The organism is Candidatus Salinivivens marinus (assembly GCF_965655845.1).
Lineage (GTDB): Bacteria > Pseudomonadota > Alphaproteobacteria > Rhodobacterales > Rhodobacteraceae > Salinivivens > Salinivivens marinus.
Genome location: NZ_CBFHHX010000010.1, coordinates 1 through 19,781, shown reverse-complemented (window position 1 = coordinate 19,781; position 19,781 = coordinate 1). Strand labels below are relative to the sequence as shown.

Annotated in this window: 17 protein-coding genes; 9 read left to right on the top strand and 8 right to left on the bottom strand. The window is 42.7% G+C overall.

The window, feature by feature from the left end; all coding sequences use genetic code 11:
- The 5 genes from ACTF5Q_RS09670 to ACTF5Q_RS09650 all read right to left on the bottom strand — a co-directional run bounded on the left by ACTF5Q_RS09670 (position 1) and on the right by ACTF5Q_RS09650 (position 7,273).
- Positions 1-858 (bottom strand): ABC transporter permease, encoded by an 858-nt coding sequence (locus ACTF5Q_RS09670; protein ID WP_438954411.1) that lies wholly within the window; start codon positions 856-858, stop codon positions 1-3.
- 94 nt (positions 859-952) lie between these two features.
- Complete coding sequence (locus ACTF5Q_RS09665; protein WP_438954410.1) at positions 953-2,230, bottom strand: ABC transporter substrate-binding protein; 1,278 nt, start codon at positions 2,228-2,230, stop codon at positions 953-955.
- Positions 2,231-2,256: 26 nt separating this feature from the next.
- On the bottom strand, positions 2,257-3,231 hold the full coding sequence (locus ACTF5Q_RS09660; protein WP_438954409.1) for an ABC transporter ATP-binding protein: 975 nt from the start codon (positions 3,229-3,231) through the stop codon (positions 2,257-2,259).
- 249 nt (positions 3,232-3,480) lie between these two features.
- The gene (locus ACTF5Q_RS09655; protein ID WP_438954408.1) at positions 3,481-5,190 is read right to left on the bottom strand and encodes a hydantoinase B/oxoprolinase family protein; all 1,710 of its coding nucleotides are present in this window, start codon (positions 5,188-5,190) and stop codon (positions 3,481-3,483) included.
- Entirely contained in the window at positions 5,183-7,273 is a 2,091-nt protein-coding gene (locus ACTF5Q_RS09650; RefSeq protein ID WP_438954407.1) for a hydantoinase/oxoprolinase family protein, read from the bottom strand. The genes ACTF5Q_RS09655 and ACTF5Q_RS09650 overlap by 8 nt, the downstream gene beginning before the upstream one ends.
- 88 nt (positions 7,274-7,361) lie before the next feature.
- On the opposite strand from ACTF5Q_RS09650, the gene ACTF5Q_RS09645 reads away from it, so the two are divergent.
- The 6 genes from ACTF5Q_RS09645 (at position 7,362) to ACTF5Q_RS09620 (ending at position 13,964) form a co-directional block, all read left to right on the top strand.
- The gene (locus ACTF5Q_RS09645) at positions 7,362-8,342 is read left to right on the top strand and encodes a quinone oxidoreductase family protein (protein WP_438954406.1); all 981 of its coding nucleotides are present in this window, start codon (positions 7,362-7,364) and stop codon (positions 8,340-8,342) included.
- Positions 8,339-9,544 (top strand): diaminopropionate ammonia-lyase, encoded by a 1,206-nt coding sequence (locus tag ACTF5Q_RS09640; RefSeq protein WP_438954405.1) that lies wholly within the window; start codon positions 8,339-8,341, stop codon positions 9,542-9,544. The genes ACTF5Q_RS09645 and ACTF5Q_RS09640 overlap by 4 nt, the downstream gene beginning before the upstream one ends.
- On the top strand, positions 9,541-10,455 hold the full coding sequence (locus ACTF5Q_RS09635; protein ID WP_438954404.1) for an N-carbamoyl-D-amino-acid hydrolase: 915 nt from the start codon (positions 9,541-9,543) through the stop codon (positions 10,453-10,455). The genes ACTF5Q_RS09640 and ACTF5Q_RS09635 overlap by 4 nt, the downstream gene beginning before the upstream one ends.
- A gap of 31 nt (positions 10,456-10,486) precedes the next feature.
- A complete protein-coding gene (locus ACTF5Q_RS09630) occupies positions 10,487-11,224 on the top strand; it encodes an aspartate/glutamate racemase family protein (protein ID WP_438954403.1) in 738 nt (245 codons plus the stop codon).
- A gap of 320 nt (positions 11,225-11,544) precedes the next feature.
- Entirely contained in the window at positions 11,545-12,615 is a 1,071-nt protein-coding gene (locus ACTF5Q_RS09625) for a hypothetical protein (RefSeq protein WP_438954402.1), read from the top strand.
- A gap of 23 nt (positions 12,616-12,638) precedes the next feature.
- A complete protein-coding gene (locus ACTF5Q_RS09620; RefSeq protein ID WP_438954401.1) occupies positions 12,639-13,964 on the top strand; it encodes an aspartate aminotransferase family protein in 1,326 nt (441 codons plus the stop codon).
- 26 nt (positions 13,965-13,990) lie between these two features.
- Here the strand turns inward: ACTF5Q_RS09620 and ACTF5Q_RS09615 are convergent, their stop codons facing one another.
- The 3 genes from ACTF5Q_RS09615 to ACTF5Q_RS09605 all read right to left on the bottom strand — a co-directional run bounded on the left by ACTF5Q_RS09615 (position 13,991) and on the right by ACTF5Q_RS09605 (position 17,671).
- On the bottom strand, positions 13,991-15,511 hold the full coding sequence (locus ACTF5Q_RS09615; RefSeq protein ID WP_438954400.1) for a trimethylamine methyltransferase family protein: 1,521 nt from the start codon (positions 15,509-15,511) through the stop codon (positions 13,991-13,993).
- A gap of 202 nt (positions 15,512-15,713) precedes the next feature.
- Positions 15,714-16,589 (bottom strand): sugar phosphate isomerase/epimerase family protein, encoded by an 876-nt coding sequence (locus ACTF5Q_RS09610; RefSeq protein WP_438954399.1) that lies wholly within the window; start codon positions 16,587-16,589, stop codon positions 15,714-15,716.
- A gap of 116 nt (positions 16,590-16,705) precedes the next feature.
- On the bottom strand, positions 16,706-17,671 hold the full coding sequence (locus ACTF5Q_RS09605) for a ketopantoate reductase family protein (RefSeq protein WP_438954398.1): 966 nt from the start codon (positions 17,669-17,671) through the stop codon (positions 16,706-16,708).
- Positions 17,672-17,817: 146 nt separating this feature from the next.
- Between ACTF5Q_RS09605 and ACTF5Q_RS09600 the strand changes: the two genes are divergently transcribed.
- The 3 genes from ACTF5Q_RS09600 to ACTF5Q_RS09590 form a co-directional block, all read left to right on the top strand.
- The gene (locus tag ACTF5Q_RS09600) at positions 17,818-18,513 is read left to right on the top strand and encodes an AzlC family ABC transporter permease (RefSeq protein WP_438954397.1); all 696 of its coding nucleotides are present in this window, start codon (positions 17,818-17,820) and stop codon (positions 18,511-18,513) included.
- On the top strand, positions 18,506-18,805 hold the full coding sequence (locus ACTF5Q_RS09595; RefSeq protein WP_438954396.1) for an AzlD family protein: 300 nt from the start codon (positions 18,506-18,508) through the stop codon (positions 18,803-18,805). The genes ACTF5Q_RS09600 and ACTF5Q_RS09595 overlap by 8 nt, the downstream gene beginning before the upstream one ends.
- Before the next feature lie 357 nt (positions 18,806-19,162).
- Positions 19,163-19,781, top strand: a 619-nt coding sequence (locus ACTF5Q_RS09590) for a DMT family transporter (RefSeq protein WP_438954395.1), incomplete at its 3' end; no start/stop codon positions are given.

Here is a 19,781-nt window from a genome sequence, read left to right as displayed (position 1 = left end):
TTATAACTCCTTACGAATATCCACAAAACGGAGCATGATTGAAATCATAATGACCACGGTTGCTAATAAAACGACCGCAGTCGCACAAGCAGAGGGATATTGAAGTAAACTTATATCATTAGAAATTAGTCGTCCCATATTTGCTATTTGAGAACCTGACATAAATCTTACGGTAATAAAATCACCCATCACCAGCGCCACAACAAATATTGAACCAATCATTATTCCAGGCTTACAGAGAGGAATTATAACATTTACTAAAATCTGCGTACTTGATGCCCCAGCGTCTCTAGCTGCCTCTATAAGCGATTTATCAATTCTCATCATAGTGTTGAAGATCGGGACCACCATGAATAGAGTGTATAAATGCACAAAAGCCAAACAGACTGAAAACTCAGAATACAGTAGCCACTCGACTGGCTCATCGACTATGCCCATCTCGATCAATGACTGATTTGCCAATCCATTCCTACCTAGAAATGGAATCCAACTAATCATTCTGATGATGTTTGACGTCCAAAATGGGATAGTGCAGAGGAGAAAACAAATGATTTGCCAGGTCAGAGAGTGTACGAAAAAAGCCAGATAGTATGCGACTGTAAATCCTAAAACAAGTGTTATTGCCCACACTAGAACCGCAAAATATAAAGTTCTAAAAAACACCCGATAAGTGACATCGGAAGTTAACAGAAATTCGTAGTTATCAAATAGAAAAGCAGGGTAAATCGAGAACTCTGTGGAACCCCAAAAACTTACTGCTGTAATTAGGATTATCGGCACAATAATAAATGCCGACAAAACCAAAATCACTGGACTAGCCAATAATATACTAGAGATATTTTTTTGTAATACAGCCAATATTAGTGTCCGTAATCCGTTAACAATTTATTAAGGCTAGTAAAGATGCCCTTGAGTCTTTGGTCGACGCAAAGATTTGCGTCGACCTTTTTTTTTAAGAAGCGATGAATTCGTTCCACTTCCTAACCATATACTGGTTTTCATCCATAACAGCATTCCAACAGGCTACACTGCCCATACGGTCATAGAAAGAACCGCCATCACGCACTGCTCCAGCGCTTTCCATTTTTACCCCTTGCGGATTAACGATATCACCTTTGGCTGCTTTACCTTCAAACCAATAACTCCACTCATCAGCGGACATATATTCTTTTGAAGTTTCAACCGCTGCAGAATAATAGCCTTGACGCATCAGGAAGCCACCAACCCAGCCGGACAAGTACCAATTGATATACTCATACGCCGCGTCCAACTCTTTCCCGCTCAGGTGTGCAGCAATTCCTAATCCGCCGCCCCAGCTACGGTAGCCTTCTTTTAGTGGCTGATAAACACATGGGATCCCTTTTGATCTCACTGCAGTAATCGCAGGAGACCACATTGATTGAATTACGACCTCACCAGAAGCCATTAAATTGACAGATTCATCGAAGCTTTTCCAGAATGCTCTAAATTGGCCCGCCTTTTTGGCCTCAGTGAAGATACCGATAGTCTTATCGATTTCCTCTTTGGTCATATTACCCTTATCACCGTACTGGATTTCACCCATAGCTTCGCAAACCATTGCCATATCCATGATACCGATAGATGAAATATCCAGAATTGAGGCTTTGCCTTTAAACTCAGGGTTTAGCAATTCCGCCCATGTATTGATTGGTCTGTTAATAAGATCTGGTCTTATTCCCAGTGTATCGGCGTTATAAATCGTTGGAATCATTGTCATCCAACCAGTTTCTTCTGATGAAAAACTTTTACCATTAGCGCCTTCCACAAAGCTCACTGTATGAGGTGCAGTGCCTTGGGCAATTGTGCTTGTTGGGGTCAGCTTACCATTTTTAAAGATACCAACAATTTTGTCATAGTTAGCAATCTTGCTTGTATCCATCGCTTGTAAGTTACCAATTGGCCAAACTTTTTTACACATCCAATACTCAATATCTGCGATATCGAATGACTTGGGCTGTGTTGCAACCTTTTGAACAACTGAGTCACTGTCAAGTGCAGTCATCTCCATTGTAATGCCAAGATCTTCTTTAGCCTTTGCTGCAATTTCATTAAAGGCAGAAACGCCTGTACCTGATTGCCGCAAAACAATGTTACTTTGTGCCCAAATCATAGGGGCTCCAAGTGTTCCTGCAGCGGCAGCTGTGGTAGCGGCTACGCCACTTTTAAGTAGCGATCTGCGGGAAATTTTACTTTTGCTATTTGCTTTCATATTAATCTCCAACTTGATTTATGACATCATTGAGTTTTTAAAGTTTTTGCATCGATGTCGTTCCAAACTGCAAAAACTGTTTCTCCGATACTAAAAGGTTTATCGAAAAAAGTTGCTTCTGGCATTTTTGCCAAGTACTCACCACCTGCATCATCTTCTACCGACACAGTCACGTTATCACCAAAATATTCAATCGCGTTTACTTCGCATTTAAAATTTCCTTTCGAGCGCTTGAGACCAAAGAGATCCGACCGGACGGAAATAAGGGTTTCTTTCCACTGAATGACGTTGTGCCCACCAAGAAATTTTGCGACAAATTCTGTTTCAGGGTTATTGTAAATGTCTCTGGGAGAACCGCTTTGTTGGATTTTAGCATCATTCATTACAACAATTTGGTCAGAGAGAGCCATTGCTTCATCCTGACTATGAGTAACGTGTAAAAAAGTAATTCCGAGTTCTGATTGCAGACGCTTCAGCTCAGCACGCATCTTTACTCGAAGGAATGGGTCAAGGGCTGACAGGGGTTCATCAAGTAATAAAATTTGCGGATCTGTGATCAAAGCTCGAGCCAAAGCCGCGCGCTGCTGCTGGCCACCAGATAACTGGCTTGGCAAGCGTTCTGAATACTGAGACAAACCAACTGTCCCTAGCATTTTCTGAACCCTTTCTTTTTGTTCCGACGCAGAAACTCCTTTGATTTTCAAACTAAATGCAACGTTTTTCTCAACAGTCATGTGGGGAAACAATGCATAATTTTGAAACATCATGGCAGTACCACGCTGCGCAGGAGGAAGCTTAGATATATCACGTCCATCCAAAACTACTGCACCTTCAGAAACTTCTTCGTGTCCAGCGACCATCCTCAACGTCGAGGTTTTGCCGCATCCAGAGGGACCAAGCAGACAAATATACCCTTTATCATTAAACTTAATGCTGATGTTGTCTACTGCTACGGCGGTACCGTAAAATTTTGAAACACCTACTAACTCTAACTGCGACATATATTCTTTCTCATGTGTTGGACTGAAAGCTGTCAGCGACTCGGCCGAATGTCTGCTTATTAGGTCGCAATTGGAGGTAAAAATCAAACAAATTGATTAAAAAAGAAGCACAAATCTATACGATTGCACATTTTTTTATCTCCGAGAAATGCTGTTTATTTGCATTTTTTACTCAATCTAGAGGCAGAAATTTACAAGTTATCAAAGGAAGAATCTTCGAAAAAAATTTAAAGAAAGCTTAAAATCCTTCTAGAACATCATGTTATATTCATCTTTGGCTATCTTTTCTGTAATTATTTCGTTTTCTAAATCTGATTTTACCATTTCTGGATCTCTTTCTGATTTAGATCCATATCCTCCGCCGTTTGGCCCCAGAACCTCTATTTTTGTTCCGACAGGAATTAGCTTATACGGAATTTTAGATGGCAAGCTCGACTTATTATTTGATTGTTCTACTAAATTTATTTCTGCAGTAGACCCACTGGCGCCACCATCAAAGCCCCAAGGCTTGTACTTGTGTCCATCTCCCTCAATGGAAATTGCTCCATCATCCAGAAATTCAAAAAGTCTTACTGTGCCTAAACCACCACGCCACTTACCATGACCTGCATCAGCTTCTCGCAACTCATATTTTAAGACTCTCAATGGCAAATGACTTTCAATATCCTCGATTGGGTTATTTCTTGTATTCGCATATAGCGTGTCTACTGCATCCATACCATCTTGCCCATATCGCCCACCGTAAGACCCCTCCATTATTTCCATGTGAACCCATTGGGAGCCTGCGCTTCCACCGGAAAAGGCAACCACCCTTAAATTTCCAATACCCGCGCTGACTTTTTCTGGAACGGCTTTTGACATCGCCTTCATTACTGTGTCAGCCACAGCATTACCGGGGCAAAATCTTGCTATTACTGGTGCAGGAAAAATTGGATTTGCAAGACTGCCGAGCGGCGCTGTTATTTCAATGGGTCTCGTAAGACCACTATTTTGAGGTATTGCGCCGAACTCGTTACTATCAAGCAGAATAGAACGAAGCGTCAACCATATTGCACAATCTACTGTGCCAACAAAGGGCATATTTATAGGCTTATTATCAATCTGCTTGGAAGTGCCTGCCAAGTCAACTTTCAAGTTCGACCCTTTTACATTAATTGACGCGGCTATTTTAATGTCTTTTAAATTTGCATCCTCACTATCTAGAAATCCATCTATGAATGTTTCTGCATAATAAGTCCCATCGGGAACCTCTTCGATCGCTTTGCGCATCAGCGTCTCTGAATAATCTAGAAGGTTCTCATACGCAGCAGTTATGGTCTCAAGCCCATATTTTTGAATAAGTTCATTAAATCTCTCCGCGCCAATTCTTGCTGCGGAAACTTGTGCCTCCATATCTCCAACTACTAGGTCCGGCATCCTTATGTTTGACCTTAAAATTTGCCACACTGGCTCAACTTTTTTGTTATTTTCATAGACTCTGACTGCTTTGAACTGGAGGCCTTCAGCATATGCATCGACAGCATCGACAATTCCACAACTTCCAGGTGTCAAAGCCCCAACGTCGAGATGGTGGGCAGTCGTGACCGAAAAACCAACAAGGTCATTATTAGCGAATACGGGAACAAGAAACCCAACATCTGGACCGTGTGAAGCACCATTGTAAGGGTCGTTGTGCATAAAAATGTCCCCTGGCTTAATTTCATCACCACGTCCTTTTAATTCCTCGAGCACACCCATCACATATCCTGGAATTGGGCCAGATTGTAGCGGAGTACTCATGGTACACTCACAAAGCTGACGCCCAGTTTGGTCCGTTAATGCAGTCCCAAAGTCTTCGCTTTCTCTAATGATACTTGAGTAGCTCATACGCATAAGCTTCTGGCCCATTTCCAACGCTATGTCTTCAAGCGCCCCATGGATCACAGATGCTAAAAAAGGATCTATATTTTTATCAATCATTGTTATTATCCAATTTTCTTAATCTTAGAGTTAGGTCATCATCAACAGACATTGTCCATCCAGGGGGTACAACTGTTGTACTGTCCTCTTGATAAATAACGTTTGGACCAGCTTTTTGGGCACCGCCTGTCAAAGTCTTCCTGTCTATAATTTCAGTTTCAAAACTTTGGGGTTTACCATCAATGCTAAATTCTACTTTAGTATTAGGTAAATTCAAACGACTAACAGTTTCATCACTGCTATTTTCAAAAGAAAATTTATTGCTCGAATTTTCCTTTTTAATTTGTGCCTTCAACTTTACCGATACCATTTCTATATCTGCAGATAAGAAATTGTGACCATATTCTTGCTTATGCTGTTTGTGGAAGGCATCCCATACCTGCTCCAAGTTTTCTGGCTTAAGCACATCAGAATTAAGGGGTACTTTTAGCTCATACCCCTGACCCACATATCTTAGGTCAGTAAACGCCTCAAATTGTATTAATTTTGTATCAGCCTTATCCCGTTCAAAAATTGAAGTCAGATCACTTTTCATTTCAGATAAGGTTTCATTAAGGGTGGATAAATTAAATTGTGTCTTTGTCATAAGCAACGTTTTGACAGAATGGTATTCAACCTGGGAAATTAACAATCCAAAAGCACACATTATTCCGGGATTCTGCGGTACAATAACTTCATTTATACCCAAAATTTCAGCCACACCGACTGCTTGTAAAGGCCCTCCTCCACCGAACGCGCATAAGCTAAAATCTCTTGGATCGATACCTTTTTGTATGGTTCTCGATCTTATGGCTGAAGCCATGTTATTATTGAGAACTGAAATTGTGCCAAGTGCCGTTTGATTTATAGTACTTCCAAGGTTTGAGGAAACTTCTTTCAGGCTCGTTTCTGCCATTTGTGAATCCAGCGTCATTCTTCCATCAAGAATTCTGTCACCTAGCAGCCTACCCAACACTAAATTTGCATCTGTTACTGTTGGTTTTGATCCACCTAAATTATAGCATGCCGGACCAGGAAAAGCTCCAGCACTCTCAGGACCAACCTTAAAACCACCACCAGCATCTACTCTAGCAATCGAACCTCCCCCTGCGCCAATCGTGTGAATATCAATCATTGGTAGCTGTACAGGGTAACCTGAGATACTTGCATTACGTGAGCTGACCTCATTCAATTGGCCATCATTAATAATTGAAATGTCAGCACTAGTCCCGCCTATATCTAAAGTGATTAGGTTTTTCATTTTTTTCTTAGATGCGAGCCATAAGCCAGCATTTGCCCCAGCAACTAATCCCGAAAGCAAGGTAAGTTCTGGGTGCCTCATTATCATTTCTGGTGTAGCCAGTCCGCCACTGGAAGTCATAATTCTCAACTCAGCGTTCTGGCAAATATTCTTTAAATTAAATGATAAATTATCAATATATTGCGTAACTTTTGGCCCAATGAAAGCTGCAACGGCACCAGTAGTAAAACGTTCAAACTCACGAAATTGCGGAGAGACACTGGATGAAGTCGTAACAAAAGCACTTGGAATTTGGTCTCGAACAATTTCTAAAACACGATTTTCATGTGCATTATTTCGATAAGAAAACAAAAAAGCTATGAGAATAGAATTTACATTATTATCCTTAAAAAACTCTAAATGAGCCAAAATACTTTTTTCATCTAACGGTGTAATTTCATTACCAGAGCTATCTAGACGGCAGTTTACGGTCTTTCTAAACTTACGCTCTATCAAGGCTCTGTCTTGCCAAGGGATTTCCTGTCCAATCGAATAATGTTGCGGCCTTTGATGTCTGCCAATGTGCAAAATATCTCTAAAACCAGAGTTAGTTATTAAACCAACTTTTGCGCCTTTGCCCTCAAGTATGGAATTAGTTCCAACGGTGGTTCCATGAAAAATGGTGGACACGTCTTTTGCTTTGATCGAGTACTTTGCTAAGAGCGCCTCCAGACCGGAACAGACCGCTTTGGATGGATCATCCGGCGTTGATGCTGTTTTATAGACAAAAGTTTTTTGATTAGAATTATCGAAACAGAAAAAATCAGTAAACGTACCACCGACATCAATACCAATTGAATACAACTTCTTCTTCCTTTTAATAAAAGTATAGTGTTACCATAATGTGGAGCAGATTTTGACTATGAGTCAATAGACAGAAGGGGTCGCTCGGATGAAAGGAATTCAAATAAATAAAATTGATGATGATTTCCACAGAAGTTTGGAAATTAATTTACCCAAGCCTGATTTAAACAACCATGAAATTTTAGTTGAAGTACATTATGGAGGGTTGAATTATGCTGATCTGATGATGTGCAATGGCTCTTATCCCCACCCCAAAGGTTACCCACTTCAAGCAGGAATAGAGTTTTCAGGCATTGTTGCAAAATGTGGCTCAGAAGTTCAAAATTTTTCAGTTGGCGACAGAGTGGCAGGCTTCTCCGAAAACGCTGGTGCCTTTTCAGAGTTTTTAAGTATACCAGAGACTAGCGTCACAAAATTGATTGACGAAGTTTCTCTTGAAGACGGTGCTGCGTATTACGTCCAAACAACAACGGCATTTCACTTATTGCATACTATTGGCAAGGTAGAGGCCAATGATATTTTACTCATTCATGCCATAGGTGGCGGCGTTGGCTTGAACTTAACCCAGCTTGCAAAGCTCTCCGGAGCAACGGTAGTTGGCACTGTCGGAACAACTGGAAAGGAGAAAAGACCATTAGAGTGTGGAGCTGACCTTGTTTTGGACCGGACCAAGCAGCAATTTACGGAAGAAATTCAGCAAAAATTTGGAAAATCCCCTATAAGACTGTTAATCGACTCCACCGGTGCAGATATTTTAAATGACAGCTTCGATTTAATGCAAAACTTAGGTCACGTTGTAAGTTATGGAGAAGCCAGTGGTAAACCTTATGATAACCTTTGGTCCCAACTAGTTCGTAGGTCTTTAACTTTCTCAAGGCTGCATATCGGCCATATCGATCATCGATCAGACGAGTGGCTTCAGTCTCAGATTACTATCCAAGAAATGATTAAGAATAAAAAACTAAAGTTATTTATTGAACATATTTTTGCAATCGAAGACTTTGACTTAGCTTATCAATCACTCGACAGCCGTAAAATATCAGGAAAAATTTTAATCAAAATAAAATGAATTGCCATTATTTCAAAAATCAGACTAGCAAAAGACCAATATACTTTAATTCTCAGCGAGTGCCGTTTAACGAGGCTCAGGCACTTATAAAAAAAATTCTACCTGACTCAGGATTTACTTCTGCTTACGAAACTATTTCTAAGTGGCCAGGTTATCAGCCAACATCGCTAATTAATCTTGTTAATGTAGCAGATGCATTGGGGGTCAAATCTGTTTTTTACAAAAACGAGGCAGAGCGGTTTGGCCTAAAGAGCTTCAAGGCTTTGGGTGGAGCCTATGCGGTACATAAATGCTTAGAAATGCTAGTTGGAAAAAATCATATTAGTGATAATAAAAGTCCAAAAATCAAAAAGATGATAGCCGGTATAACGGTCACTTCGGCAACAGATGGAAACCATGGAAAATCTGTAGCCTGGGGAGCTAAGATGTTTGGCTGTAAATGCGTAATATTTATTCATGAGAAAGTGAGCAAAAATAGAGAAAACGCCTTAAAGAAATACGGGGCCCAAGTCGTAAGGGCTGGGAAAAATTATGACGAAAGTGTGAAAATAGCTCAGGAGAAAGCAAAGGAAAATGACTGGCACGTAATTTCTGATACATCATACGCCGGATATTCCACAATCCCGAAACATGTAATGAATGGCTATGAAGTTATGATCTACGAGGCTGTAATTAAGCAAAGTGTTAGGCCAACACACGTATTTTTGCAAACAGGTGTGGGCAGCTTGGCAGCGGGAGTAACTGCAAGCCTTTTCCGTAACCTCTATTATTCGCCCAGGATAATTTTGGTAGATCCAGAAAATGCAGATTGTTGGGTGCAATCAATTAAGCATCAAGAACCTGTCGCATGTGAGGGTAGCCTTGATACTTATATGGCAGGATTGGCTTGTGGAACCGTTTCAGTAATAGCTTGGGAGATCCTTAGCAAAACCATAGAAGCCTCAATGAGCATATCTGATTTAGATGCCGCGAGAGCAATGCGTTGTTTAAAATTTTGTAAAAGATCGCACTATGCAATAGAGGCTGGAGAGTCAGCAACTGCCGGATTGGCTGGCCTCATTTTAACCTCAAATACCTCTAGATTGAAGCAGCAATTGAAAATAAACAAAGACTCACAAATTTTGATTATAGGTAGCGAGGGTGTTACCGATAGAGATATCTACAACAAAATTGTGACAAATGAACTACTTTCAGAAACATGAAAAATAGATCTAAATACATAGCCGCTGCGGCTCAACTTGGCCCTATCAATCCAGAAGACAGTAAAGAGTCTGTTATTTCCAGAATGCTTAATCTTTTAGTCGCAGCAAAAGCAAACGAAGCCAAGCTAGTAGTATTTCCAGAGCTCTGCTTAACAACTTTCTTTCCAAGGTACTATATAACTGATCAAGCTAAGCTGGATGAATTCTATGAAACGGAAGTTCCATTCTCACTTATGGCTGAAATATTTGAGTTAATCAAAGAAGACAACATTATAATATCTTTTGGATTTGCAGAAAATGATAATGGAACACCTTTCAACACTTCCGTCTATGTAGAACCCTCTAAAAAAATAATTGGAAAATATAGAAAGATCCATTTACCGGGCCATAGAGAGTATGAACCACAGCGTCCATTCCAACACCTCGAAAAACGATATTTTAAAAAGGGAAACCTAGGATTCCCAACTTTCGATACTAGTCTCGGCAAGCTCGGAATGTGCATTTGTAATGATCGACGCTGGCCAGAAACGTATAGGTTACTAGCCCTTCAGGGATGTGAGGTTGTGACATTGGGTTATAACACCCCCAAGCATTATCCATTGGCTCCTGAGCATGATCATCTCCAAGAATTTCACAATCATCTTTGTATGCAAGCGGGCGCTTATGCCAATGGTCTTTGGGTTATAGCCTCGGCTAAGGCTGGTTTAGAAGATAACTGTGAATTAATTGGTGGGAGCTGCATTATATCTCCACGCGGAGAAATTGTTGCAGAAGCGAAAACGACAAAAGATGAACTTGTGCTTGCTGAAATCAATCTTGATGAATGCCGGTTGATAAAAGAAAATATTTTTAATTTTGATTTGCACCGACAGCCTGAGGATTACAAACTTTTAACAAAAACAACAAAATAGAACGGTCTATGAGACCGTATGTGAGGATCCAATGAAAATACTTGTTATAAACCCAAACACAACTTTAGAAATGACAAAAAGCATAGGAGAAATGGCTGAAAAATACTGTGCGCGAGGCACAGAGATTACAGCAATAAGTCCTGACTGGGGTCCACGTTCTATTGAGGGACATTTCGAGGAATATTTATCGGCTATGGCAACCGTAGAAACGGTTGCAAAATTTAAAGAAGATTATGATGCATTTGTCATCGCCTGCTATGGAGATCCAGGTGTTTCAGCATGTAGAGAAGTCACCGAAAAACCCGTGGTTGGAATCGGTGAAGCATCTATGCATATGGCATGTTTTGTCGGTCACAAATTCTCTGTAGTTACTGTAATTCCAAGAATTAAACCACTTTTGGAAGACTTGGTAAAACAACTTGGCCTAACTTCAAAATGTGCATCAATACGAGCGACTAATCTTTCGGTCTTAGAAATAGAACAGGATCCAGAGAGAGCCGTTACAGAGATGATTGATGAGGCAAAACTGGCTGTAAAAAATGACGGTGCAGAGGCAATTTGCCTTGGGTGTGCTGGAATGGGTCCGCTCGATTTGCGGGTGCAAGACGCTGTAGGGGTTCCAGTTTTTGATGGAACCGTTTCTGCCGTAAAAATAGTAGAGGGTCTCGTCACCTATGGTAAACACACCTCTAAGATTGGGGCTTACTCCTGGCCAGAAAAGAAAGAACTTGTGGGTTGCTCAACTATACTACAATCAATTTCGGAGTAGCATAGCGCTATTTAGTCAGTTTATTTTTGGCACGACTAATATTCATATAAACGTTGTTTAACTTCTACTTTTATATCCAAATCTTCAACGATACCTCTTCGAAACTGAATGCTTGCAAATGTTTAGGGCAGTAGTGTTGCCAATCCAAACAATCTGATATTGCTTGGTAGAGAGTACTTGACAGTTGGCCTATAAAGTTGCCGCATAACTTCAGCAAATGAATTATTCAAACCGGTTCAATCACTAAACAAGTATACAGCACAGAAGGCGCTATGTATAAATTTCTACAACACAATCACGTAGTTTTTTAGGTGCACATTATGAATAAACCAGCCTTGCTTTTAATATCGATGGGCGAACTCGCAACCCATCTGTTAGAAGCAGTCGCAAGGACTGACATTTTCGACACTATTGTGGTTGCAAGCAGAGACTTTGAAAAAGCAAAAAAAAGAGCCAACAACGCTGTGCTGGGTGCTGGGATCGAAGGTTTTTTCCCACGTATAATTGCAGAAAAACTAGATGTTCACAGCAATGATTTTGCTATGCGACTGCGGGAGATAAAGCCAGATTTTATTTTTTCGGCACCTTCACTATTACCATGGTGGAAATTAGCACCAGATGAAATTGATGTACCATTTGCCGGTTACACAGCACTGCACTTATCACTTATGCAAAAATTCAGAAACCGAATTGCAGAATCTGGTATCAACGCCATTTGGATTGGGGCTTCTTTTCCAGATGTGATAAACGCAATGCTAAATCGTACTGGATTTGGCCCAGATTGTGGAATTGGGAATGTTCAGGAACCAATTGCTAAAATTCAAATGGGAGTTGGTCGGGAACTGAATTGTTCACCAAAGGATGTTGAAGTTAAACTGGTAGCACAGCATGCATTTGAGTATTATGTTTTAAATGATGAAAAGCCAGATAAGTTACCACCTTATTTACTTAAAGCGACTTTAGCAGGCAAAGATGTTACGCAGATCGCCGAAGATGTCCTCCGCGAGGTTTTCCCCTTTCCTTATGACTTACATTTTAACCGTGTAACAGCATCATCTGGTCTTGCTGCACTGCATGCGCTCGCTGGGGAAACAGAAAGATTAATCCATTTGCCGGGTATCGGTGCACTTGTGGGGGGGTATCCCGTGCGGGTGAATAAATCGCACATTACAATCGATCTTCCGGATGAATGGTCTTTGGAACAAGCCATTGCGGTTAACGAAGCATCTTTAAAGTGGGATGGCATTGACGAGATGACAAAAGATGGGACTGTTGTTTTTACAGTTGAAACACAGAAAGCACTTCGCAAGCTTCTTGGTAAAAACATTGAGACCCTTTCGACGGAAACAGCACAAGATCAGGCGAACAATCTTCTGTATGCTTTGAGATAAGCGCAAATTTGATGGGACATAATATGCAACACAAACAATCCAAGGTTTTATTTGAGCGCGCAATGAACGTCTTAGTAGAAGGTTGTAGTTCTGCTTCACGGGGGCCTATGAACTATAAACCTTTTCCGCCCTACATTCGCGAAGGAAAGGGGGCTAGAGTCTGGGATGTCGATGGAAATGAATACATCGATTGGCAACTGTCATTCGGGTGTCTTCCAATGGGCCATGCACATCCAAAAATTGTAGAAGTAATTCAGCGAGAGGTAGCCGGGGGCACCCATTTCGCAACAGCCCTGGAGGTCGAAGTAGAAACCGCTGAACTGATGGTAAGCATGTTGCCCCATGTTGATAAAGTTCGCTTCGCAAATACTGGCACAGAAGCTTGCATGACCGGAGTTAGAATGGCACGAGGCATCACTGGGAAGCGGAAAATTCTCAAGTTTGAGGGCCATTACCACGGATGGTATGATGGCCTACTGGTAAGTTCTAACCCGCAGTACGTCACTTCGCTTGGGCACCCAAATGATCCCGTGCGTATTCCTGACAGCTCTGGATTAACACCAGGCTCCTGGGAAGATACTCTGGTATGCGTCTGGAACGATGTGGAAGCTTTGGAAAGAGTATTGCGCTCCCATGGAAATGAAATTGCCTGTGTTGTTATGGAGGGTGTGATGTCAAATATGGGCGTTATTCCACCTAAACCGGGCTATCTAGAGGCGGTACAATTTCTTTGCAGAGAGTTTGATGTCTTGTTCTACCTAGATGAAACAGTCACGGGTTTTCGAGTAGCCGCTGGCGGTGTGGCCGAACTATATGGATTACAGCCTGATATTGTCACCTATGGAAAAGCATTGGGTCAAGGATTTCCGATCGCAGCAATCGCGGGTCCCAATCATATCATGGAAAGTATCGAATATGGTAAAGTACTGCATTATGGAAGTCACAATGCTCCGCGTTTAGGTCTGTTTGCTACAAAAACCATGCTTGAGGAAATGAGCCGTGATAATTACGCTGGATTTAAAAAGATATCTGAAATTGGAGATCAAATAACCAAGCGTTTAAACCAAGCTGCAGCAGATACAGGACAGAACATGAGAGTTCAAAATGTTGGCTCAATGTTTCACCCAGTCTTTACTAATCTTGATGAAATTACAAACTATCGGGACTTTTGTGAGACTGTTGATTTGGCAAAGTATGCGGAGTTTTCGCAAAAAATGAGAGATCAAGGGATCTTCTTTTCAGGCAATAAAATCCTTCATAATTTAAGCTGTACTGAGCACACCCAGGCTGATATTGACGCCTCAATTGAGGCTGCAGGAAATGCATTGGAGCAAATGTCACACAATTGAACGGTGTCACCTTAAGACCAGTGATCTTAATACCAGGCATCTGGCAACGCCTCTTTGCGCCTAGCAACAAAGGCTTCGAGTTCGGCCTTCAGGCCGTCATCGATAGGCGGGGCCTCATAATCAGATAGCATCTTTTTCACGCGGACATTCGCGCGTCGACGCATGTCCTGCGATCCGGCCTCTTCCCAGCTTTCAACATTCTCGCTGTCGCTCAGCGCGGTTTCGTAGAAGGCACTCTGATAGTTGCGCATCGTGTGACCACAGCCAAGGAAATGGCCACCTGCCCCGACTTCCTGGTAGGCATCTCGCGCCAACGCATCATCGGAGATATCAAGCCCTAAGCTTAGCAACTTCTGATAACTACCCAGACGATCTGCATCCATGATCAGCTTTTCGAAGCCGGTGCACAGGCCACCTTCGAGCCACCCCGCCGAATGCAAAACGAAATTTGCACCTGCCAACATGGTCGAGTGCATTGAATCGGCGCTTTCATAGGCTGCTTGCGCATCTTCAACCTTGGACGCTGTAAGCGAGCCACCACAGCGAAGCGGCAGGCCCGCACGCCGTGCGAGCTGACCGATGGCGTAATTTGAGATCACAGGCTCTGGCATCCCGAAGGTCGGCGCGCCGGATTTGAGCGACATCGACGACAGGAAATTGCCCAACACGAAAGGAGCCCCAGGACGCAAAAGCTGCACATAGGCGCAAACCATCATCGCTTCAGCCATGGCCTGTGCAACTGAAGCAGCAGTCGAGACCGGCCCCATCGCTCCGCTCAGTATAAACGGCACAACAATCAGACCCTGCCCGCGCGATGAGTAAACGCGTGCAGATTCAGTTACCACCTTGTCTACGAGCAAGGGTGAGTTGGTGTTCACATTGCCCATGATAACACAGTTCTCGTCCATAACATCGGCGCCAAAGATGATCTCGGCCATATCGACACTGTCTTGAGCCCTGCTCATCTCAGTTATGGCCCCAAGGTGAGGTTTGTCCGAGAGTGTCATGTGAGCAAAGAGCATGTCGAGATGACGTTTGCTGACTGGGACGTCACAGGGTTCGCAGGTGACAAACCCGCCATGATGTAGATTTGGGTGCAAGTAACTCAGGCGCACCAGGTCCTCGAAGGCCTCAATATCGCCATAGCGCCGCCCACCTTCCATGTCGCGTACGAAGGGTGCGCCATAAATCGGCGCAAAAACCTGGTTGTTACCACCAATTACAACCGAACGTTCGCGGTTGCGGGCGAGCTGGGTGAATTCGTGGGGCGCCTTGGCGCACAACGCCCGAATCCAGTCGGCGGGCGCGCGCACGGTGTCGTCTTCAATTGTAGCGCCTTCACGTCTCCACAATTCGAGCGCGGTTGAGTCATCACGAAAGGCTATACCGACGTCCTGCAATATCCAATCGACCTGGCCTTCCAGCCGAAGAATCTGCTCCTCATCAAGCACGTCAAAATGGGGAATTGTGCGACGAATATAAGGCGATGGTGGTACGCCTTTTTGTGCCATGTCTCTTGATCTTGATGAGCCTGCCCGACGCGCCATGTGTATCCTCCATGTATCAGTGACGGTAAAATTAATTCCCGAAAGCGCATTTGTGAAGATTGAAAAAGGAGTTGATTCTTAAACTTTATCTCAAAAACTGGCTAAGTGGTCACTAACGCAGTCCAATCTTTTACTCATCTGTAATAGTTTAAGAGCACTTTGGCTAAAGCAGATAAAACTTTTATCCAGTTCGTATAAATACTTATTCAAAAAGTCTCTTAAATTCGTTTACACACACTCGAAAACCTTCTTCAAAATTTCCATTGCCAGGATGGAAGACGCTTTCAAAGCTTACCACGCCATCATATCCATCCTCATTCAAAGCTCTTGCAATCGGCTCAAATTGATCAGCCAGCTGACCTTTTCCAAGAGGCCTAACTTCAAGCATTGCTGATGGGGTATCTACCTGGACATCTTTTATATGAATATGACCGAGATATCCATCCGAGGCAATTTCATAACCACTTGGATAGGCTTCTTCATGGCACCAACAATTATTCGCGGGATCCCATAAAATTTTTAGTATATCTTTAGCATCAAGATCATCGATCAATTTGCGAGCTGTCCAATTAGAATTAACCATCGTGCCATTTCCAGTTTCGACAACAAGCGTCACATCTGCATCCCTTGCGACTTCACACGCTGGATGTATTAATTCAAGGGTTTTGTCCCAAGCCCCGTGCGCGACATTCCACTTTTCGGCACCATTTTTACCCCACAAAATTTGCTCTTTTTTATTTGTCATAATACGAACAAGAGGGCTTTCTACAACCTTTGCCATATCAATAACCCGTCGCAAAGCATCCATGTGCCTCGTATGCAAGTCATCGCCTGGCTTGTTAGCAATTGTCATGCCTGCAAAGATATGTCTCGATAAACATGAAACCGGTTTTCCATTATCCCTAAGCAATCGATAAATGTCGCCAATTTCAGCTTTTGAATGGTCACCTACTTCTTTATCGTTTACATACTGGAGTTCTGCGTACTCAAGATCAAATTCATTCATTACGTTGATAGAATGCTCTAGATCACGGCTTATGCCGTCACAAATAACCCCTAATTTCAATTTTTTCTCCATTTTATCTTCTTTTGCGGATAGTAAGCAGTTCACCAACTACTCAGTTATAGTCCACAGTTTCAATGTTACGATTTCTTTACTTTCAAAGAAAAATTTTGCTTCTGTTGAGATAATATTTATGCCTTTATGGTGTTATCAGCAGAACCGACATAATGGGTCTCGATCCCTTTAACTAGTGCATAAAAGCTCCTCAATGTCGGGACAGCAAGACCGGCAGCATCTGCAAGCTTCAACGCTGTGCCATAAATAAACTCAACTTCGCTCGGGCGACGCGCTAAAATATCAAGACAAAGAGAAGGCTTGTTTTCACCACTGCCACCAGTGGCAGTCATAATTTCAAGACCTTTCAAAACTTCACTACGATCCAATTCAATTTTCTGAGAATGGGCGATAGAAATCGCTTCATCTAGAGCAGAAAAACAAACATCTCGAAGTGGATCAATCATTAGTACTTCGGCACTGGTTAAATTTGTCACTCCAGCAGCAGCACTCATTGCCATATTTCCAAGTAATTTTCTCCAGATGTCGACCTTTATGTCGGCGCTTGCAGATGTCTCTAACCCGGCTTTAGTAAAAACGGCCGCTATCTCATCTGCACGCACTGTTATACCTCCTGCCCACTCACCAATAAAGCAAGGCGCTCTGCCAAAATCTTGATAATGCCCTGGACCGATGCAGGCCCCAGCCATTGTTGTCAATCCACCAAACACATTCTCTGATCCCAGTATTTCAGTGAGAATATCCTCATTACCCAGTCCATTCTGGAAACTGATAAAAATTGAACCACTATCGGCTAGATGTGTCATTGAGCGGGCAGCCTCACGCGTAGCTGTTCCTTTACATTGCACTAGTACGATATCGGCCTGCTTAACCATGGTCACGTCATGCTCTGTCCGCAGCATATGGGCCCTCTCCCCACCAAATCCAGAAATACGTAGACCGTTGGCACGGATAGCTTCTATCTGCTCACGATTAGTGTCGATCAGAGTTACCTCAAGACCGCCTTCAGAAAGGATTGCGCCAAACAGCCCACCCATTCCACCGGCCCCAACTATAGCCAAAGTACGAATTCTTTTACTCATTAAAGCCCTTTTTGTTCAAGCAACGTACGTACCTGATCAATTTCAATGAAAATGTCTGGAATTAAAAGGTTTTTATTCTTTACGAGGGGTGAAATTTATCTTAGCCGTAAAAAACAACAAACATCTTCTTCACAAAGTTTATAAATATGCGCGCTTCTAGAACTGTAAGAATAGAAATCTTATATGGGATGCGTGATATGTTGCCTATGTCGCTTGCAGCAGCGACATATGGATTAGCGTTCGGACTTTTAGCAAGTCAGTCTGGATTTAATAATTTCCAGACAATTAGTATGAGCGTATTAGTATTTGGAGGTTCGTCTCAGCTTGTTGCTATGGACCAATTGGTACTCGGAGTTGGTCCAGCTGCAGCTATTATTGCTGGTGCTGCATTGAATATGAGGATACTGCTCATTACTGCCTCGATGGAAAGTGTTATGCGCGATCGTTCTTGGTGGCATATTGGCCTTGGAACTTTTTTGGCAACCGATGCGTCTGTAGCCCTAATGCAAACAGCAAAATCCCGGTTAATGACGGATAGTTATTGGTATTTTTTTGGTGGAGGTGCATCTCTATACTTGGTCTGGATAGTGGTAACAACAATTGGTACGTTTCTGTCTAGTGGAGTACCTGATCCTGAATTGATTGGATTAGATTTCGCCATCATTGCGATCTTTGTGGCTATCTTACCAGGTATGTGGCGTGGGTATGTTGACGTATTTCCGTGGTTTATAGCGTTGGGTACTGTCATCTTTTTTGGGGTGTGGCTGTCAGAATATGCAAGTTGGGGGTTAATCGTCGGTGCCATTTTTGGTGCGATGGCAGCAGGTTTGAAAAATGACTAACGAGATTTGGATAACGGTACTTGGCCTTGGCTTCATAAGCTTTTTAATAAGAATATCAGGTTTCATTCTAGCATCGCACCTCCCTAAACATGGGGCTTGGGCCCGCGGTCTTGAAGCTTTGCCAGGTTGTTTGATCGTTTCGCTGGTCACCCTAATGATGATTTATGGATCAGCTTTAGAATGGATTACAGGAAGTATAGTGTTGGTCATATCAGCTCTAACTCACAGACCAAATTTAGCAATGTTTTGCGGCATAGCGCTCATTGCAGCTTTGCGACAATTGGGGCTTTAACGGTGCTCTAATTATTGTGTCTACTGCAATATTAGTTCGCTCATTATGAGCGACTGCGGCAGGCACCTTTTGGGGAAAGTGGTTTTGTTAAAGTGGTCCACGGTAACTCACTTGCCATAGCTGCTCTCCTACCTCTTCGGTCATTAGCTAAAGTATGCCTAAGGGTCAGCTATGCAGACTAACCAAGCATTTGCTGTAGACCCACTGAGCTCCAAATTGAGATACCTGCCAAAATAATTTGACCAATGTAATTTTTTATCCTTATAAGCAAAGAGAAGACCGTTGTGCTTAGTTTAGTTGAGATGAAACAATACCAAAAGCACTGAAACCGTACAACATAATATGAGCATAGCCGCTGTGCTAAAATTTGACTTCAAATCTGCTATCATGTTGCTTTTGTTAGCAGCGGTATGGGGTGGATCGTTCTTCTTTGGTGAAGTGGCTCTAAGCGAAGTTCCTCCACTCACCATTACCCTGCATAGGGTAGTCTGGGCAGTGCCTATCTTGGCGGTGATTGTATTGCTTAATGGAATTGCATTTCCACGATCCCCAAGTGTCTGGGGTGCCTATCTGGTTATGGGCGCACTCAATAATGCCATCCCATTTTCGCTAATTTTCTGGGGTCAGACACAGATTGAAAGTGGGTTAGCTTCCATTTTGAACGGAACTACAGCGATGTTTGCAGCTGTTGTTGCAGGGATACTGCTAGTTGATGAGCCTTTGACAGCAAAGAAAATTACTGGCGCAGCATTAGGTCTTGCGGGGGTAGCTTATATCATGGGTCCGAGTGCACTGACCGACTTCAACCCTAGTAACCTTGCTCAGCTAGCCATTCTTGGTGCGACCCTTTCCTATTCATTTGCCGGCGTATGGGGGAAGACTGCCTTAACTGGACAACCGCCCTTAATGAATGCACTTGGTATGTTGGTTGGGAGCACCGTACTGATGATGCCCATTGTACTTGTCTTTGACGGGC

Coding starts and splice junctions, on each gene's coding strand:
- ACTF5Q_RS09665 (WP_438954410.1), bottom strand. CDS start 2,230: ATGAAAGCAAATAGCAAAAGTAAAATTTCCCGCAGATCGCTACTTAAA.
- ACTF5Q_RS09660 (WP_438954409.1), bottom strand. CDS start 3,231: ATGTCGCAGTTAGAGTTAGTAGGTGTTTCAAAATTTTACGGTACCGCC.
- ACTF5Q_RS09655 (WP_438954408.1), bottom strand. CDS start 5,190: ATGATTGATAAAAATATAGATCCTTTTTTAGCATCTGTGATCCATGGG.
- ACTF5Q_RS09645 (WP_438954406.1), top strand. CDS start 7,362: ATGAAAGGAATTCAAATAAATAAAATTGATGATGATTTCCACAGAAGT.
- ACTF5Q_RS09640 (WP_438954405.1), top strand. CDS start 8,339: ATGAATTGCCATTATTTCAAAAATCAGACTAGCAAAAGACCAATATAC.
- ACTF5Q_RS09635 (WP_438954404.1), top strand. CDS start 9,541: ATGAAAAATAGATCTAAATACATAGCCGCTGCGGCTCAACTTGGCCCT.
- ACTF5Q_RS09630 (WP_438954403.1), top strand. CDS start 10,487: ATGAAAATACTTGTTATAAACCCAAACACAACTTTAGAAATGACAAAA.
- ACTF5Q_RS09625 (WP_438954402.1), top strand. CDS start 11,545: ATGAATAAACCAGCCTTGCTTTTAATATCGATGGGCGAACTCGCAACC.
- ACTF5Q_RS09620 (WP_438954401.1), top strand. CDS start 12,639: ATGCAACACAAACAATCCAAGGTTTTATTTGAGCGCGCAATGAACGTC.
- ACTF5Q_RS09615 (WP_438954400.1), bottom strand. CDS start 15,511: ATGGCGCGTCGGGCAGGCTCATCAAGATCAAGAGACATGGCACAAAAA.
- ACTF5Q_RS09610 (WP_438954399.1), bottom strand. CDS start 16,589: ATGGAGAAAAAATTGAAATTAGGGGTTATTTGTGACGGCATAAGCCGT.
- ACTF5Q_RS09605 (WP_438954398.1), bottom strand. CDS start 17,671: ATGAGTAAAAGAATTCGTACTTTGGCTATAGTTGGGGCCGGTGGAATG.
- ACTF5Q_RS09600 (WP_438954397.1), top strand. CDS start 17,818: ATGCGCGCTTCTAGAACTGTAAGAATAGAAATCTTATATGGGATGCGT.
- ACTF5Q_RS09595 (WP_438954396.1), top strand. CDS start 18,506: ATGACTAACGAGATTTGGATAACGGTACTTGGCCTTGGCTTCATAAGC.